9 protein-coding genes are annotated in these 17,760 nt (G+C 57.3%); all 9 read right to left on the bottom strand.

Annotated features, from left to right (window positions below):
• Window positions 1-17 precede the first annotated feature (17 nt).
• Entirely contained in the window at window positions 18-3,473 is a 3,456-nt protein-coding gene (locus BLT35_RS03025) for an AAA family ATPase (protein ID WP_074726979.1), read from the bottom strand.
• 79 nt (window positions 3,474-3,552) lie between these two features.
• Window positions 3,553-4,725, bottom strand: a complete 1,173-nt coding sequence (locus BLT35_RS03030; RefSeq protein WP_062407543.1) for an exonuclease SbcCD subunit D — start codon at window positions 4,723-4,725, stop codon at window positions 3,553-3,555.
• 12 nt (window positions 4,726-4,737) lie between these two features.
• A complete protein-coding gene (addA, locus tag BLT35_RS03035; RefSeq protein WP_074726980.1) occupies window positions 4,738-8,706 on the bottom strand; it encodes a helicase-exonuclease AddAB subunit AddA in 3,969 nt (1,322 codons plus the stop codon).
• Entirely contained in the window at window positions 8,703-12,413 is a 3,711-nt protein-coding gene (gene addB, locus BLT35_RS03040) for a helicase-exonuclease AddAB subunit AddB (RefSeq protein WP_083351161.1), read from the bottom strand. Before addB ends, addA begins: the two co-directional genes overlap by 4 nt.
• Window positions 12,414-13,129: 716 nt before the next feature.
• Window positions 13,130-13,702 (bottom strand): nitroreductase family protein, encoded by a 573-nt coding sequence (locus tag BLT35_RS03045; protein ID WP_074727053.1) that lies wholly within the window; start codon window positions 13,700-13,702, stop codon window positions 13,130-13,132.
• A 63-nt stretch (window positions 13,703-13,765) separates the two neighbouring features.
• Window positions 13,766-15,136: a class I SAM-dependent rRNA methyltransferase gene (locus BLT35_RS03050; protein WP_054818547.1), complete on the bottom strand. Its 1,371-nt coding sequence runs from the start codon at window positions 15,134-15,136 to the stop codon at window positions 13,766-13,768.
• 20 nt (window positions 15,137-15,156) lie between these two features.
• A complete protein-coding gene (gene deoC, locus BLT35_RS03055) occupies window positions 15,157-15,840 on the bottom strand; it encodes a deoxyribose-phosphate aldolase (RefSeq protein ID WP_054818546.1) in 684 nt (227 codons plus the stop codon).
• On the bottom strand, window positions 15,841-16,269 hold the full coding sequence (locus BLT35_RS03060; protein ID WP_062407539.1) for an NUDIX hydrolase: 429 nt from the start codon (window positions 16,267-16,269) through the stop codon (window positions 15,841-15,843).
• An 84-nt stretch (window positions 16,270-16,353) separates the two neighbouring features.
• Complete coding sequence (gene mtaB, locus BLT35_RS03065) at window positions 16,354-17,760, bottom strand: tRNA (N(6)-L-threonylcarbamoyladenosine(37)-C(2))-methylthiotransferase MtaB (RefSeq protein WP_054818544.1); 1,407 nt, start codon at window positions 17,758-17,760, stop codon at window positions 16,354-16,356.

The raw sequence follows: 17,760 nt of genomic DNA on the forward strand, positions 1-17,760 counted from the left end.
TACCGAATCCCGGAGCCTTACATGATCTCCATCGAGATCCGGCTGCCTTGGCCGCCGGGCTCCGCGGGATGCACCACAAGCCGTCTGGGAAGCCGGGCCCGCAGCTCAGGCACGTGGCTGATGACGCCTACCGTCAGCTTGTCCGTATGCAGTTTTTCGAGAGCCGTAATGACCGTATCCAACAGCTCCTGATCCAGCGTACCGAAACCTTCGTCAAGGAAGAAAAACTCAAGCGGATGCTCGCCTTTGAGCTGAATTTGCATGGAAAGAGCCAGCGCAAGCGATAACGAGGTCAAGAACGTCTCGCCGCCCGAGAGCGTAGTCACCGGTCTGCGCACCCCTCCATTCGCATCGTCCCGCATGACGAAGCCTCCGCCGGAGTCCACCTCAATCGCGTACCTTTGCCGGGTTAGCTGTCCTAATCGCTCGGAAGCCGCACGGCTGACATGCATCAGCTGCTCCTCCGCCAGAAATTCAACGAACGCGTTGCCCCGAAGCACGCTCTGAAGCTTGCCAAGCCGTTCCAGCTCGCTGCGGCAGGCTGTCTGCTTCGACTCCAGTTCGCGCCAGCGCCGGTGTTTGGCCTGCAGATCCTCCCAATCCCTCTCCGCCTTGGCCATCGTTTGCAGAGCCGCTTCATCCTGAGCCTTGCATTCGCCAAGCTCCCGCTCCATCGCCTCCCACATGTCATCCGTGACCTCACGGCCCGCCAGCTCATGATCGAGCTCAGCCAAGCGGGCTGACAGCTGATGCTCCAGCTTGCCGTGAGCTTCGACTTCGGCACTCCACTGCTGCTGCTGTTCAGGCGAGATCAACGCATCCGACACTTCCTGAACCGTAGAGAAACCTTCCGCTTCCGACTGCTGGGCCCATTCCCTTTCCGCTTCTTCCAAAGCCAGCCGCGCCGATTCCGCCGCCTGACGAACGGCGGATTCCGTCTTGGCCGACTCTTGATACCCGGACTGCATTTCTTCCAGCAGCTTCGCTGTCCTTTGCGCTTCCGTTCGCAGCTCATTCAGCCTGGTCTGCGCCTCGGAGGCCAGACCGCCGGCATCCTCATCGCCGACCCAGGCATAGAGCCGTTCGGCCTGCGCGTCAACGTGCTGCTGCAGCGCTTGCTGTTCCGCAGTTATCCGGACCGCTTGCTTCTCGGCTTCACCCACTTCCTGCAGCAGCTGCTCCATGCGCGTTTGCTTGGCCGACAAAAATTCCACGCTTTTGTCCAACCGGCTTTTGAGCTCATCCGCCAACTGCTCCTGCTGCTTCAAGCGCTCTGCCAATGCCGCAACGTCCTCCGGCCTGTAGTCCGGAAACCTGTTTGTCCAGCCGGAGCTGAGCGTTTGAAGCAAATCACGCGTTTCCGCCGCTTTTTGGGCTTCTGCTTCATAGACGCCGCGTGCCGTTTGTTCTCTGGCGTCCAGATCATGACGCTGCTTGACCAGCTGCCGCTTCTCCTGCAGCAGCGTTTGGAGCGCATGCTGAAGCTGCTGCGCTTCCCGGCGGGCAAGCTCAAGTTCATTCGCAGACGTATCCAGCAAAAGTTGAAGCTCATCGGCAAAAACGCCCGTCCCTCCTGCGAATTCAGCAGAAAGCGACGCAGCCGCCTCATGATGCGCGGACAGCTTTTCCGACAGGGGCTGCCGTACTTCAACATCGACGGCCTGATTCCACTGCTGCTCCATCGCCTGCAGAGCATGCAGCAGCTGGCGCAGATCAAGCTGCCTTCTCCGGACATCGTCCTGCAACCGCTCCAGCTGTGCCACGGCCGTGTGATGCATATCTTCCCCGCTCTGTACGGCTGTCAGCTCCCCGCGCTCCACAGCCGGCTTCGGATGAACCGACGAGCCGCAAACCGGACAAGCCTCGCCGTCATGCAAATGTGCCGCCAGCGCATTGGCCATGGCCGTTCGCTCGGCCTGCTTTTGCATGCTCTTGAGCCTGGAGATTTCGTCGGGGATTTGGCCCAGAAGCGCCGATAGCCTTTGTTCGGTTTGAAAACATGCCGTATGTAACGAAGCTAACCGTTCCAACCAGACTGTTCCCCGACTCTCCCATTCTTTCTCCGTAAGCTCCAGCGCCGCCAGCGATTGCTTCAGCCGTTCCAGCTCTGCCTGCCGCCGGGCCAGCTCCGCCTGCTGCTCACCGTACTGCTTCCCGAGCCGATCGAGCTCGCGCTTTTCCTGCAGCGCCTCCTGGAGCCGATCCCGATACGCCCTGGGCACCTCGGCAAGCTTCAGCTCGTCCTTGAGCTGCGCCTGCCGCTGCAGCGCCTTCTCGCGCAGCTCGGCCTCGCGCGCCTGCTCCGCGTGCAGCCCCGCGAGCTGCGCCCTGCTGCGCTCGGCCTCGGCGGCCAGTGCGGCGAGCCGCTCGCGGCTTTGCGCGAGCTCGGCCGCGAGCGCCGCCGCCTGGCGCAGCTGCTCGAGGCGCGCGGCCAGCGGCGCCTCCTGCGCAGCCAGCGCGTCGCGCGCCGCGGCCTGCGCCGCCTGCGCCTGCGCCAGCGCGCCCTGTGCGGCGGCGAGCGCCTCGGCGGCCGCGGCGGCGGCTGCACGCTGCTGCGCGAGCTGCGCCTCGGCGGCGGCGAGCCGGCGCACGAGCGGGCGCAGCCGCTCGGCCTGCGCGCCCCGCGCGAGGCGCCCGGCGAGGGCCGCCACGTGCGGCGCCTGCGCCGCTAGCGCGGCCCGACGCGCAGCCACCGCCGCGCGTTCGCGCTGCAGCTCGCGGACGGCGCGCAGCTCGGTCGCGCGTCGCTCGCAGGCGATCAGCCGCTCGCGCAGCACGCGGGCCGCTTCGCGCGCCTCGGCCAGCCGAGCCTCCGCTTGCGCCAGCGCCGCCTCTGAAGCGTCGCCCAGGCCCTGCTGCTCCGCCTGAAGCTCCTTGAGCGCGGCATCCGTCTCCTTATAGCGCGCGGAGGTCTTGGCGCTAAGCTTGTCGCCGTAAGGCTCCAGATGAAACAATCGCTGCAGCATCGCCCGCCGGTCCTTGCCGGCAAGTGTCAGAAATTCCGCAAACTTCCCCTGCGGCAGCACGACGGCACGGGTAAAATCAGCCATCGATAACCCTAAAATGTCTTGAATGTGCTGGTTGACTTCCCCCGCTTTGTCGGCCAATACGACGGATTCGCCGTCGCGGTAATGGATCAGCCGGCACAGGCTGCCCAGGATAGACTGCTCTCCGCTGCGCTTAAACTGGCGGTCCACCCGGTACCGCTTGGCCCCGGAACCAGAACCCAGCTCGAAGGTAAATGAGACGGACAGCGTCTGCTCCGCCTGATTCATGATCGCCTGCGTGCCGCCGGGCGCGCGCTCCACCTTGCCGAACAGCGCCAGCGTAATCGCATCGAGCAGGGTGGATTTGCCGCTGCCCGTCGGGCCGAAAATACCGAACACGCCGGCGCCCGTCAGCGCGGCAAAATCGATCTCCTGCGCTTCCCGATAGCTCTGAAGTCCGGCGATTTGCAAATGAATCGGCCGCATGCCGAAGCCTCCTTTTCGCTCAAACCCATGTTTTTTCAGGTCATCGCGTTATAGTCCAACATGTAATATGTCTTTCGCTTTATACCGCCGCGTCGTCCTCCTCAGCCAGCAGCTCCAGGAACAGCCGGACCAGTTCCGGCTCGGGCTGTGCGCCTCCGGTCTGCCGCTCGTAAAAGCGCCGGAACAGCTCGTCCATCGGGAGCCGGGATGCGGAAACGGGCTCCATGGCTTCCGGCTGCAGCTCCGGATAGACCGGCCGGATATGAAGGAAACCGTCCCTCGCCTGCCGAAGCTTGTGGATTTGTTCGAGCGACATCGTCTCCTGAAGATGAATTTCCAGATCGATCCAGGCCGTCGGATCTTTTCCTTCATCCAACCACCGGTGAACCTCCGCAAGCCCTCCCTTGGCCTTCCACTCCACTAAAGGCCTTCCGCTGGAAAGGAAAATCTCTTCCACCTGCGGAACCGAACCCGGCTTGATATCCAGAATGGTTACCGATTTGGCTTGTCCCGCCTCCGAGAAGCTGTAAGCCAGCGGCGAGCCGCTGTACCGAATCATCGTCCCGGAGCGGATGTACTGCGGACGGTGGAGATGTCCGAGCGCCACGTACTGCGCGCCGGCCGTCAAAGCTTCCGTATCGACCGTGTAGGCGCCGCCTACTTGAATCGGCCGTTCGGATTCGGTTTCTTTGCCTCCCAGAACGTACAAATGGCTCATCAGCAGATTGACCGTGTCTTTCCGGTAATGCCTCGCCTGCTCCTGCACGATATGCTTCACGCGTGCCGAATAAGCCGATCGCAGCAGCCCTTCCTCCGCCTCATCGGACAGCAGCTCGCGAAGACGGGATTCGGACGGATAAGGCAGCGCGAAGACGATCGCCGTTTCTCCCGTTCGCTTGATCGCCGACTTGTATACTCGCGCCTCCGGCAGGCCGACCAACGTCACGCCCAGCTTTAGCGCCAGCGGAGCGGCTGCCGCCAGCCGGTCCGGATGATCATGGTTTCCGGCAATGACATAGACCGGCCGGCTTCCCTGATCGGAGAGTCGGGCCAATGCGTCGTAAAACAGCTGCTCAGCGGCGGCAGGCGGATTGACCGAATCATAAATATCCCCCGCCACCAGCACCAGATCAATCTGCTGATCTCTCACGATGGCCGCCAGCTCATCGATAAAAGCCTCCTGCTCCGGCAGCCGGCTTCTTCCCTCCAATGTCCTGCCGAAATGCCAATCCGCCGTATGCAATACCCGCATGCCCATCCTCCTTTATAGCTGTACCACATGAGCTCCATCAAATAAAAAGATGTATTTGCCGATGACCGGCCTTTTCCAGATTGTCTCCACCGCTCTTGCATACAAATCGAGCTGCATCCGGTAGCTCTCCGCCACCCGTTGAGGAGAAGCGCCCTTCAGGCGATCCGTCTTGTAATCGAGCAGGACCAGACCCTCCTCCTCATCAATCAAGCAGTCGATCACCCCTTGCAGCATGACCGTTTCCTGCGATAAGCCTCCCGGTTCAGCGCCATACACATCCGTCGCAGGCAGTCCGAAGCTGAAGGGCACCTCCCGGTGTACCCGCTTGGCTTGAAGCAGCCGCTGCCCCAACTCGCTTCGGAAGAAAGACACAATAACCGCGGGGTCCACCAGCGATTGCTGCTGTTCGGTCAGCAGCTCCCGCGACACCATCCAGGCCAGCGTTTCGCGCACGTCCGCCTCCGAAGGATGACGATCCAGCGGCATATGCTGCATGACGGAGTGAAACACCGAGCCCCGCTCCGCCGCATTCAGCTCTCTTTGCTCCATGAAACGAGGTCTGCGGACAATCATCCGGCGGAAGACCGTTTGTCCTTTGTCCCGGCCTTTCTTGTCAACGTTGTCCTGACCGTTTTCCGCAGCGTGCCAAGGCGCCGCCGCGGGTTCCTCCGATAGCAGCTCAAGCAGTTTATGATGCTCGGACAGCCGCTTGAGCTCCGTTACGGACGTTTTGGACAAGACCAGCGTAGCGTCTTTATAGGAATAATCCCACGACAACCGCCGCCACACTTCATGCTCCCACCGCTCCGTTTCGTCCACAGGCTCCATGCGGACCACCGACTGCCACCGCGAATCGGCGTGATCCGATCCGGCGGCCGCCTGCGCCATACCGGCAAACAGCTCCGGCATGATCAGATGCACCCGCCACTCGGAAGACTCGTCCTTTAGAAACAAGGGAACCGTATCTTCTACGCCTGCCCCTTCCCGGAGCAGCTTTCCGTCGGGATGGCGAATCATGGCGGGACCGATCCAATCCAGATAACATTTGGCTTTGGCCAGCGCGTCATCCGGAAGCGCCAACCGGTCATGCAGAACAAACCGGCTCCATGCCTTGAGCTGTTTTTCCAGCCCTTTGACCGAGGCTACCAGCACCAGCTTCTCCCTCGCACGGGTAAGGGCCACATACAGCACGCGCATTTCTTCGGCAAGCATTTCCATCTGGATTTTGCGTTTGATGGCAAGCCACGGCAGCGTGGGATAGCTGACGCGCGTCTTCGGATCGGTCAACTTCGGTCCGAATCCGAGCTCCTTGTGCAGCAGGAAGCTGTCCGTCAAATCCCGCCGGTTGAACGGCTTGGCCATACCGGCTGCGAATACGACCGGAAATTCCAGCCCCTTGCTTTTGTGAATGGTCATGATCCTTACGACATCCTCTTGCTCGCCCAAAGCCCTGGCGGTGCCCAAATCGCCTCCGCTGTTTTGCATTCGTTCAACGAAACGCAAAAAACGGAACAGGCCCCGAAAGGAGGTCGCCTCGTACTGGCGGGACCGATCGTAGAGCGCGCGCAGATTCGCTTGGCGCTGCTGCCCGCCGGGCAGCCCGCCTACGAAATCGAAATAGCCGGTTTTTCTGTAAATGTCCCAGATCAGGTCGGCAAGCGAGCCCTGCTGAGCCATCCTTCTCCAATCGTTCAACTGTTCAAGGAAGGATCTTGCTTTGCGTTGAGTCTCCGGTTTTGGAATATACGCGCCATCGCCATCGCCGGACGGTTCCGAACCATCCGGATCGGAAAGCTCTCCGGCTTCCTCCGTCTCCGTTTCATCCTTTCTCGCATAAGCTCTCACCGCATCGAAAAAAGCTCCGTGACGGCTGCATATCCGGATATGCGCCAGCTCCTCGCTGTCCATTCCCACAATAGGCGAACGGAGCACGGAGGCCAGAGGAATATCCTGATACGGATTATCGATAAGCTTGAGCAGAGACAATACCACTTGAATCTCCGTTGCCGTAAAATAGCCGGTATTCAGCTCCGCATAGGCCGGAATGCCCTGCTGCCGCAGTTCCTCGATCAGCACCGGCGCCCACTGCTGAGTGGCGCGCAGCAGAATGACGAAATCCCGGAAAGCGGCCGGCCGCAGCCCTTTGAGGGATTTATCGAACACCCGAAACGGCTCTCCGCCATCCATCCCCATCATGAGGCGAATCTGCTGCGCGATATACCGGGCTTCCAGCTGCGCCGTTTCCAGCTCCTGCCTATTTTCGGCCGGATCCTCCGAAGCGCCGTCCGCCTCCGGGTCTTGATCGGAATCCGTCACGCTTTCGTCTTCAGTTTTCTTGCCGGACACGCTCTCGTCATGGGCCGACCTGTCGATGAGAACCAGCTTGGACGCCAAGTCAAAGTTTCCATTCCCGGTTTCCGGATACCCTGCGCCGTATACGAGCTCCGCCTTTTGATCATAAGCGATTTCACCTACGTTCTCGTTCATCAGCTGGCGGAATATGTAGTTTGTACCGTCCACCACTTGGCGGCGGCTGCGGAAGTTGCGCGCCAAATCAATCCGTCTTCCCGGATCCGCTCCGTCCGGGGTAAAGCTTTTATATTTTTCCTGAAACAGGCTCGGCTCCGCCAAACGAAACCGGTATATGCTTTGTTTCACGTCCCCGACCATAAACCGGTTGCCGGGAGATTCCCGCGAAATCAGCTCGACGATCGCCTCCTGCACGCGGTTCGTATCCTGATATTCGTCAAGCAGCACTTCGACGAACTGTTCCCGGTATTCCAAAGCGGCTTGAGAAGGCACCGGCGCTCCGGGCGCGGATCGGTCCGAGCTCAGGATGCGCAGACAATAATGCTCGAGATCGGCGAAATCGACAAGACCTTTGTCCAGCTTGACCTTCCGATACCGCTCCCCAAACTCGATCACCAAATCCGCCAGAGTCCTCATGAGCGGGGCCATCATTCTCAGTTCCTCCTCGTACTGCTCCGGAGTTCGTACGAACAGTTCCTCCTTCAGGTCTCCCAGCCTTTCCTTGGCTTCATTGCGCAGCGCTTTGACCTGCTCCTGCAGCTCTTTATCGTACTGCTCGCCTTTACACGCCTTCAGCTTTCCGAAGCCCGCCCCCTGAAACGCCTGATAAAGTCTGTGCCAGGACGGATCGGCCGCCGCCTCAAGCAAAGATTGAATTACCGTTAAATCTTCATTCAAATTGGCCAAATACGGTTCGGGACCGAAGGGGGCCTCGGCCGCACGGACAGCCTCCCTCAGCAGGGCGTCAATCCCCTGAAGCTCCAGGCGGATATAAGCCTGCAAGCTCGACTGCCAAGGATTCTCTCCTGCCATCGAACACCGTTCAAATCTTCCTACACTTTCCTCAAGCCAATGCTCCGGCCAGGGATGGCTGCGGGCATCATCGTATATTCGCTGCACCAGCTGAAACAGCGCGTCGTCGCTTTTATCCGAACTGAACGCATCCGCCAGCCGCCAGAAAGGATCGTCTTCGGCGGAGTCTCCATACCGTTCTTCCAACAGCTCCTCCAGCACATCCTGACGCAACAGCGCGCTTTCCGTTTCGTTGGCGATACGAAACCCGGGGTCTAATCCGATAACCTGATAATGCTTTTGAATGACTTCCATGCAAAAGGAATGCAGCGTCGTGATGGAAGCCCTTGGAATGAGCGCCAGCTGGCGCCGAAGGTGATCGGATTCCGGATTGGCCGCGAGCGCTTTTTCCAACGCCTCGCTGATACGGTGACGCATCTCCTCGGCAGCCGCTTTGGTAAAGGTGGCCACAAGCAGCCGGTCTACATCCGTCGGATTTCTCTCATCGGAAATGCGCCGGATAATCCGCTCCACCAGGACGGCCGTTTTGCCTGAACCGGCGGCAGCCGCTACCAGGATGGATTGACCGCGAACGGAAATGGCATTCCACTGCTCATCCGTCCATGTGCTGCCCGCAGGCTTCGGGATCGTTACAGTCATTTGGTCTCGCCTCCCTCGTTATCTTTGCTGCCGGAGGGCGGAATGAACCCGTCTTCTACAGCGGGCTGATCCGTTTCGTCTTCTGCCGAAGCGGCGACTTCCAACGAAGCAAGGGCTGCGGTTCGGGATGCGGATGGCCGGAAGCGCGACTTTGATTCCGTTTGTTTTTCCATCAGCTCCCATACGAGATCCTTGCCGATCGGAGGCAGTACCCTGTAATCGTTGCCTTCCAGCTGCGTGTCGAACTGGCATACCGGCCGGAAGGAGCAATGACTGCAAGCGGTGGACTGCCCCATCCGATACGGCTCGATATCAATGCGCCCGTCCGTCATCGAAGTGCCGATGTCGCGAATCGTCCGTCTTACATACCGCCTGACCGTATTCCACTGCTCCTCCGATGCCACAGAGGATGATTTATAGAAGCTGCCATCCGTTTTGAGCGCCGCCGGCAGCAGCTCGGAATGGCCGCTTGCCCCAATCAGACTGCTGTCCATCAGCTTGATCACTTCAGGATCGGCCCGAAGCAGTCCTTTCATTTTGAAGCGTTTTTTCAGCTCTTTATCGATCTGTTCCGCAGTCAGTCCATTTTTGGCATTCAACAGCGGATTGTGTACATGAAAATAGAGGACGCCTGCAGGCTCCGCTTCTGTGCCCAGCCATATCGGAGCATGCGTCAAAATGACATCCAGATAAGTCAACATTTGCAGGGACAGCCCGTAATATACTTCGGCCATGTTCAGCATTTTGGCACTTGATTTATAGTCAATCACCCTCAGCAGCGTTCCCCGTTCCGTATCCGCCCGGTCAATCCGGTCAATCCGGCCGCGCAGCTCCATAAGAACTCCGTTGTCCAGCTCGTAGAGCAGCGGAGGAATCGCCTGTCCGCTTCCAAAACCGATTTCGAGCCCGATCGGGCGAAATTGTCCGCGTTTGGCATGCTCGCCCAGCATCAAAGCGGCCCGGCCGATCACCTGCTTCAGCTTGCGGGCAATATACAAATACCTTTTGGAGCTGAGCAGGATTTCGCCCTGCAGCTTGGGCGCCAGCGCATCGACAACGAGCGCGGCCCGCTCTTCGCTCTCCCGGGCCGTCAGCGCCCCCCAATCGATGCCCTCCTTCTCCACCTGCTCGGCAAACTTGCTCAAAGCCGCATGAAATAGTTGGCCTACGTCAGGGGCTTCCAGGCGGAAGATCCGGCGTTCCTTCAACCGCAGCCCATGGGATGCGAATTGCGAAAACGGACAAGCGACGAATCGTTCCATCCGCGACACGCTGGTTTCAATATGCTCTCCGTACAGCCGCCTGCTGGTCGAATCGCTTAACGCCACAGCCTTGTTCGTATAGAGCAGCGATTGAACCATTCGGGAAAGCCTGCCGCCGAATTCAGGCTGCCGGGCAAACCAATTGTACACGGACCACCATACCCCGCTCATCGGAGCTCCCTGCATCCATTGCTTTAATTGTACAACCAGCAAGGACAGCGCCTTATCGGGATGCGCTATGTATTCCAACTGCTCGGTGGACGCCGCATCCGGAGCCGGATCATTCAACAGCAGCCGTTCCCTGACTTGCGGAAACAACCGCTTGATTTGCCGGATCACGTCGGAAGGAAGCAGCGATTTTCCTTCTTCATCGGCCAAAGCATAACTGAGCCATAATCCGTCGGACGGCGTGCAGAATGCGCAATAGATCAGGAACGATTCATCCAGCAGCCGTCTGCGGCTGCCTTCGGCAGTCTGAAGGCCGGCTGCGCCGAGCCGTTCCCGCTCCACTTCCGTCAGCACGCCGCTTTCGGTTATTTTGGCCGGCATAACGCCTTCGTTCACACCGAGTACAAACATGTGCTTCACCCGGCCGGAGCGGGTTCTGTCCATCGATCCGATCAATACCTGATCAAGCGTCGGGGGAACAAGCCCGAGCTTGATGCTTTCCAATCCCGTTTGGATCAATTCGGCAAACAACTCCAGAGATACGGACTGCTCCCCCATCAGCTCGATCAACTGATCGAACATATCCATAACCCGCTCCCATACCTGCGCATGCTCCCGCGCTTTCTCCGGCTCGCCCAAATGAAGCGAGCTCTGGCTCCATGCTTCCAGGCGATCCGGCACCCGGAGTCCGATGAGGAGCTCGTATACCGCTTGAACGCGGTCTTGTACCGCGGTTTTCTCCCGCAGCTTCTTTTGCAGTTCACCAAGCGGCCCTGCTACCGCCCGCCGGCAAGCATTGATTTTCGTTAAAAAAGCCTCGTCCGCGTCACCGGCCTCCGCATCATCCTGCTCCAGGCTCGTTCTATAGGAATAAGTCCAATCCTTCGGATCCGTCCATTTGGAGCCTTGAATACCAAAGGCCAGCACATAGTTTTCCAACTGGTCCATGGCAAGACGGTCGATCCGTATGCGGTCTCCCTGCAGTTCCTTATCTTCCGCAAAGGGCAGGAGCAGTCCGGTTTTGACGCATCGAAACACGGCATCGTATTTCCAATGGGTGAGCACCGTCTCCAGCGCCGAGCGAATCAGTTCCACCAGCGGATGATGCAGCACCGAACGCTTCTGATCGAAGAAATGCGGGATACCGTAATCGCGGAACGTTCCGGCCAGTAAATCACCATAGGCTTCAACACTGCGGACGGAAACGGATATATCGCGCCAACGCAAGCCTTCGTCCCGCACAAGCTTTACAATATCCCGGGCCACCCCCTCTACCTCCGCCCTGCGGCTGACCGCTGCGGAGATACGGACGGACGAACCCGTTCCTTTGCGGACCTCCGCGGGTTCGGGAAACGGCCTCTTGACTCCGTCCCCCCAATGCGCTTCGAGATAAGCAAGCATCGGATTATGCCGAAAGCGGGCGGGAGGGGAATCAGGCAGCACAATATGATCCGTTACATGGATAGCCTGCTGCCGCAGCCGCTCCTGCAGCTCCAGCATCGTGCGTGCCGTCGGGTGGAACAAATCAAGCTCATGCAGACCTTCCCCATTCACATATGGCCGGGGAAGGCACAACGTAAGCGTCACATTCCCCGCATGCCGGGCAAGCTGCTCCAGCACCGCGAATTCCTGCGGCGTAAACCCGTGAAATCCGTCCACCCAGCATTCGGCGCCATGAACGTAATCCGATTCGCCAAGCTGCCTGGCAAGCAGAGTCAAATAATCTTCTCCGTCCAGGTAAAGCTTCGACAGTTCAGTCTGGAATTCGGCATAAATCAACTGCAGATCGTGCAGCTTGTCCTCCAATGAACCGCTTGGGCCGCTCTGGGATCCGAAACGCTCCGAATAAAATCCGCTAAGCCCTTCGGATGTGATACAGTATCGTTTAAATTCGCTGAACAGCTGATTCAAACGGTCCAAGAAACCCATTTGATCCGCAGACGCTTGAAATCGGCGCAGACGCTCTTTATTCCTATGTATAATCCGGTGAAGCAACAGCTTCTTCCCGGTTTCATCGATCGGAAGACGGGCCGTCCCCCCAACCTCCTGCATAACCCGCCAGGCCAGACGGCGAAAGCTGAGAACCTGCGCCCGCAGCGTTCCCCCCAGTTCAGGCGCGGATACAAGCGCATACTCCGCCTGAAACGTCGCCTGCTCCGGCACAAGCCAAATCAGCGGACGCCCCTCCGGCTTCTCCATGAGCTTTTGTTTGATTTCGTTCAGACAAAACGTCGTTTTTCCGCTCCCGGCACGGCCAAGCACAAAACGAAACGCCATGATCGCTTCCTCCGTTGCGTAGGATTTACCTCAACTCTATTATTCTACCAAAATCCTCATGTGTTGGGAAAAGGGAGGTTTTGGTCATTATAACATATTTTCAAAAACAGGAACAAACGTTCTTGATGTGAGCATTTTTTGAACCTGCGGTCATCCAATCCTCCTGGTTTATTTTCGATTGGCAATGAAATCCTGCGTAAAACCCCGAAATCGTAAGAGCATGGTCTATGATTTACGTTTTCATTGGTTTTCATTGGCAATGATTGCCGCTTTCATGAAAAGATATCGACTTTGTCAAAAGGCGTCGGCCGGAGCGATAATAAAGCTACGGCAAAGCCAAAAACTACCGTTTGTAAGACCGGCATAACACAGCATACCACGGTGAAAAAGCCCGCAAATAAAAAGAGGAGGTCATTTTCAATGATTACATTTTTAAATTCGTTTATCGATTATTTCTTGGAAGTAAGAGAAGAGTCTTATCAATTGTTGGCAAAATACGGATATAACGACATCGAATAAGAGCATGTTCCGTCCTTCGTTCGATGCAGTATAAAGAGGTGTAAAATGATGGATTCCGGTTGTGCAGGTTGAAGCCCTGTTCGTTCCCCCAATGGAATGAACAGGGTTTTTTGTGTTAAAATGAACCCCCTTACGCCAAAAAGACGGTATCCGTATCGGATATCGCCCTTCTGTTATCCATTTGCATCTGCTGAACGTCAATCCGTCATCCAAACCGTTTTATCCGCTGCCGGTTTCCGTTTGCCTTCCGGATGCGGCATATCCGGAATCCCCATATACAGCAGCCCGACCATTTCTTCCTTCTCGGTCAGCTGAAAAGCCTGCTTCATCCGCGGGTGATACATCGGTTCGCCGGAGCGCCAAATCGCTCCAAGGCCCAATGCATGCGCCGTCAACAGCATATTTTGCACAGCGGCGTGCGCTGCGGCAAACTCTTCGATCCGGATCGCTCCCTTTCGATCCGACGGCGAAACCGCCACAGCGATCACAACCGGTGCGCGAAACGCTTTGGCCGCTTGCTTCGCCCGCATCGCTTCAAGCTCCTCCCCCGTAAGCTGTGGAGCTGCTTCCGAAGCAATATCGGCATAGGCATCCGCCAGCGCTTGCCGACCTTTGCCCGTCATGACGAAGAAACGCCACGGTTCGGTACCGTGATGGCTTGGTGCCCAGTTTCCCGCCTCCAGCACCTCTTCAATGTGTTCGCGGGTGATCGGCTCCTGCTTCACCCGTCCGATACTGCGCCGTCCCCGAATCGCTTCATTCAAACGCATGTTCCCCAATTTAACGACACCTCTCCTCTTAAACGGTATCTCAGCGCTGCAAAGCTTTTTCGGTTATCGCCTGCCGCGCACTTCAAATATAGCAAATTTTAAATAATTTCCTTCTTCCACTCCCAAAATTCGGGGATGATCCTTTCCGGCGCTGCGGAATTCGATCAAGCGGAGCGTTTTGCCCGCATCCACTGCCGCAGCGTGAACCGTCTCCAGAAACAGCTCCGGCCTCATATGGTAAGAACAGCTAGCCGTCACCAAATAACCGCCCTCATTGACCAATTTCATTCCGTGCAGATTGATGTCCTTGTAGCCTCTGACCGCTCCTTCCACAGCGCTTCGCGATTTGGCGAAAGCCGGGGGATCCAAAATGACGACGTCCCACGTTCTTCCTTTATTCGCCAAAGGGACGGAGGTATCCACCTTCCGCCGGTCCGCCTGAGCCCGTTCCCGGCGGAGATCCAGACCGCGGGATTGCTCGCGCAAATAATCGAACGCATCGGCCACCACAAACTCTACCCGGTCTTCGAACCCGTTCAGTTCGACATTTCGCTTGGCCGTCTCCACCGCATGCTCTGATATATCCAGGCAGGTCACCTTCTTCGCCCCGTACGCGCATGCATGCAGCGTGAAGCTGCCCGTATGCGAGAAACACTCCAGCACCGTAGCGCCGTCCCAGTAAGGAAAGGTCACCTCAGCTCCGCTTTTGTTCACGGGAACCCGCTTCACCGTTCCGTCATCGAGCACCTTCTCCCTCAGCTCAATACCGCTTCGTTTGCCCCAGTTTTTCATCAGCGGAGCCAGGGCCGCCCGGTTTTCCCGCTGATCGAAGAAATATCCCGTCTTCTGGCCTTGCTCGATATCGACCTCCAGCAGCAACCCATTCTCCCGTATGGTCACATATCGCGGGCATTCGCCATAAAGGAGCCCTTTGCGCTGCGTGAGACCTTCCAGCTCCCGCACCGGCACATCGCTGCGCTCATAGATGCCTGCCGGACGCATCACTTCGATTAAAGCGTCGAGTAAGGCCTCTTTGGCCTCTTCCATCCCCAGCGTAAGGATCTGGACAACCAGCACGTCCTCGAATTTATCAACGATCAATCCCGGCAGCAGGTCGGCTTCTCCATAGACCAGGCGAAAGCTTCTAGCATCCGGAAGAAACCGCTCGCGATGGTCCTTACACTGCTGCAGGCGGCGAATAAAGAAATCCCGGTTCATTTCCTCCAACGGTTCATAAGAAACAACCCGGACCGCAATCTGCGACGCCGGATTGTAGTAGCCGGCCGCGAGGAACTGGCCGGTATGCGTATGTATCCGAGCAAGTCGGCCCGGGACGATTTCTCCTTCTACCCGTTCGATTTCCGAGCGGAATACCCAAGGATGCCCCTCCTCGAGCCGCTGTTTCCTTTTTTTCTGCAAATAAATCATTGCCATAGCCTTAAGCCTCCAAAGGATTAATACAACGACGAGCCCGCAAGCCCCGACATCAATGCGACTCCTGAGCTTGTCCCAAGCCGGGTCGCTCCGGCTTCAATCATCTTGACCGCCGTCTCCAGGTCACGGATGCCCCCGGATGCTTTTACACCGATGGAGGAAGAGACACTGCGGCGCAGAAGTGCCACATCCTCCACCGTAGCTCCCCCTTTACCGAATCCCGTTGACGTTTTGACATAATGGGCTCCCGCTTCTTCGGACAGACGACAGGCAGCCGTTTTTTGCCCATCGGTCAGGACGCCCGTCTCGAGAATGACTTTAACGATCGCTTGTCCCTTTACAGCCTGCACGACGGCACGTATATCGTCGCGGACGGCGTCGTAATCGCCCTGAATCAGCTTCCCGATTTGCAGTACCATATCGATTTCATCGGCTCCCTGATCCACGGCTGCAGCCGCTTCAAACGCTTTTACCGAGCTGTCGCCGGCACCTAAAGGAAACCCGCATACTACGCTGATTTTTACGCCCGAATCCTGCAGTAGCTCCCGGCATAACGGAACCCAGGCGCCATTCACACATACACTGTAAAATCCGTACTGCCTGGCCTCTTCGCAGAGCTTTTGAATCGCCTCACGGTCCGCATCGGCCCTCAGCAGCGTATGATCAATGTATGAAGGCAGTTCCTTTACCTGAAATCCGTTCATTCAGCTCACCTCGTATCCAAGCGCTTCCAGCGCTTTTTTGAGAACCGAATCGTTATTTCCGTATCCCGATTGGATCTGCTGCTGCCAAGCCTCAAGCGGATCGAGCCACTCCACTCCGAGAATTTCCTCTACTTGAGCCTTCAGCGTTCCGCCCGTCGCCTCTACCAAATAATAATGTACCTCCTTGTCCACAACGCCTACGCCGGACAATGTAAATTGATAAGTGATCTTCTCCAGCGGCTGCACAATCTTGCCGACGATCCCCGTTTCCTCCGCAATCTCGCGCAGCGCGGTTTGTTCGATCGTCTCTCCGGGCTCCATTTTCCCTTTAGGCAGCGTAATTTTACCATAGCGGTCTTGAATCATTTGCACCTGCAGGCGATCCCCGACCTTGCGGTACACGACGCCTCCAGCCGAAATTTCCTTCATTGGACCTCACCCTTTCTGAATATAAAGAAATCGAAAGGATTTCATCGGAACATGCTGCCCAACGAAATCCTCTCCTTTCCCAATCTATACGATAGCTTTTGCCGCTTGACCAGGAATGGCATCGACACTGCTTGTGCCGGCCGTTTTCCTTGGGGACGGATTCACAGACACGATCTCCGGCACGCGGACGATTTCGCCGCGGCACTCATTCACCCCGGCCTCGGTCACCTTCACATGGCATATCTGACCGATCCAATCCTCGCTGCCTTCAAACACAAGCTGAAGATAATTGTCCGAATAGCCCATGATCAGACCGCTGCCCGGCTGTCCTTTGTAGTCGCGCTCGGGAATAACCTCCAGCACTTGACCCACAAACTGTTTGGCGTAATCAAGCTGCATCCGCTCCGACAAATCGATGAGCTCATGTACCCGGGCGTTTTTAATTTCCTCGTCCACTTGATCCTCCATACGGGCGGCCGGCGTACCGGTCCGTTTGGAGTACGGAAATACGTGCATCTCCGAGAACTTCATCTGCTCCATGAACCGGTATCCATTGCGGAACATCTCTTCCGTTTCTCCCGGAAAGCCTACAATCACGTCCGTCGTAATCGCTACACCCGGCATGATGCGGTGAATGTGCTCGATTTTTTGTGCGAACTGCTCCGTCGTATATTTTCTGCGCATCCGCGCCAGCACGTCATTATCTCCAGCCTGCAGCGGAATGTGCAGGTGACGGCACATTTTGTCCGATTTTTGCAGGACCTCCAGCACTTCATCGGTAATTTGGCTCGCTTCGATGGAGCTGATGCGGATCCGCTTCAAACCCTCCACCTTATCCAAATCCCATAGCAGCTTGGCCAAGCTGTAGTCCTCCATATCCTCTCCGTAGCCGCCGGTATGAATGCCCGTCAGCACGATTTCCTGGTACCCGGCATCCACCAGCATGCGGGCCTGCTTCAGCACGCTTTGAGGATCGCGGCTGCGCATCAGACCGCGCGACCACGGAATAATACAGAAGGTGCAAAAGTTGTTGCAGCCCTCTTGAATTTTAAGAAAAGCGCGTGTGCGGTCGGCAAAATCCGGCACGTCGAGTTCCTCGAAGGTGCGGGTTTTCATAATGTTGCGCACGGCGTTAATCGGTTTGCGTTCTTGCTCCAATTGTTTTATATAAGGCATAATTTTGTCGCGGTCCTGCGTCCCGATCACCAGATCGACTCCCGGAATCGCCATGATTTCGGCGGGCGACGTTTGGGCGTAGCAGCCCGTTACCGCTATGATCGCCTCCGGATTTCTGCGGATCGCGCGCCGGATCATTTGCCGGCTTTTTTTATCCCCTGTATTTGTCACCGTACAACTGTTAATGACATATACGTCCGCCGTCGATTCAAAATCGACCTGTTCGTATCCTTCCTGCTTAAACAGCTGCCAGATCGCTTCCGTATCATAAAAGTTGACTTTACAGCCCAGCGTGTGAAAAGCGACTGTCGCCAT

The sequence above is a fragment of the Paenibacillus naphthalenovorans genome, assembly GCF_900099895.1.
Taxonomy (GTDB): Bacteria; Bacillota; Bacilli; order Paenibacillales; family NBRC-103111; genus Paenibacillus_G; species Paenibacillus_G naphthalenovorans.

What these genes read in the sequence shown, in the direction of transcription:
- BLT35_RS03025 (WP_074726979.1), bottom strand. Translation starts at nt 3,473, where the DNA reads ATGCGGCCGATTCATTTGCAAATCGCCGGACTTCAGAGCTATCGGGAA.
- BLT35_RS03030 (WP_062407543.1), bottom strand. Translation starts at nt 4,725, where the DNA reads ATGCGGGTATTGCATACGGCGGATTGGCATTTCGGCAGGACATTGGAG.
- addA (WP_074726980.1), bottom strand. Translation starts at nt 8,706, where the DNA reads ATGACTGTAACGATCCCGAAGCCTGCGGGCAGCACATGGACGGATGAG.
- addB (WP_083351161.1), bottom strand. Translation starts at nt 12,413, where the DNA reads ATGGCGTTTCGTTTTGTGCTTGGCCGTGCCGGGAGCGGAAAAACGACG.
- BLT35_RS03045 (WP_074727053.1), bottom strand. Translation starts at nt 13,702, where the DNA reads ATGCGTTTGAATGAAGCGATTCGGGGACGGCGCAGTATCGGACGGGTG.
- BLT35_RS03050 (WP_054818547.1), bottom strand. Translation starts at nt 15,136, where the DNA reads ATGGCAATGATTTATTTGCAGAAAAAAAGGAAACAGCGGCTCGAGGAG.
- deoC (WP_054818546.1), bottom strand. Translation starts at nt 15,840, where the DNA reads ATGAACGGATTTCAGGTAAAGGAACTGCCTTCATACATTGATCATACG.
- BLT35_RS03060 (WP_062407539.1), bottom strand. Translation starts at nt 16,269, where the DNA reads ATGAAGGAAATTTCGGCTGGAGGCGTCGTGTACCGCAAGGTCGGGGAT.
- mtaB (WP_054818544.1), bottom strand. Translation starts at nt 17,760, where the DNA reads ATGGCGACAGTCGCTTTTCACACGCTGGGCTGTAAAGTCAACTTTTAT.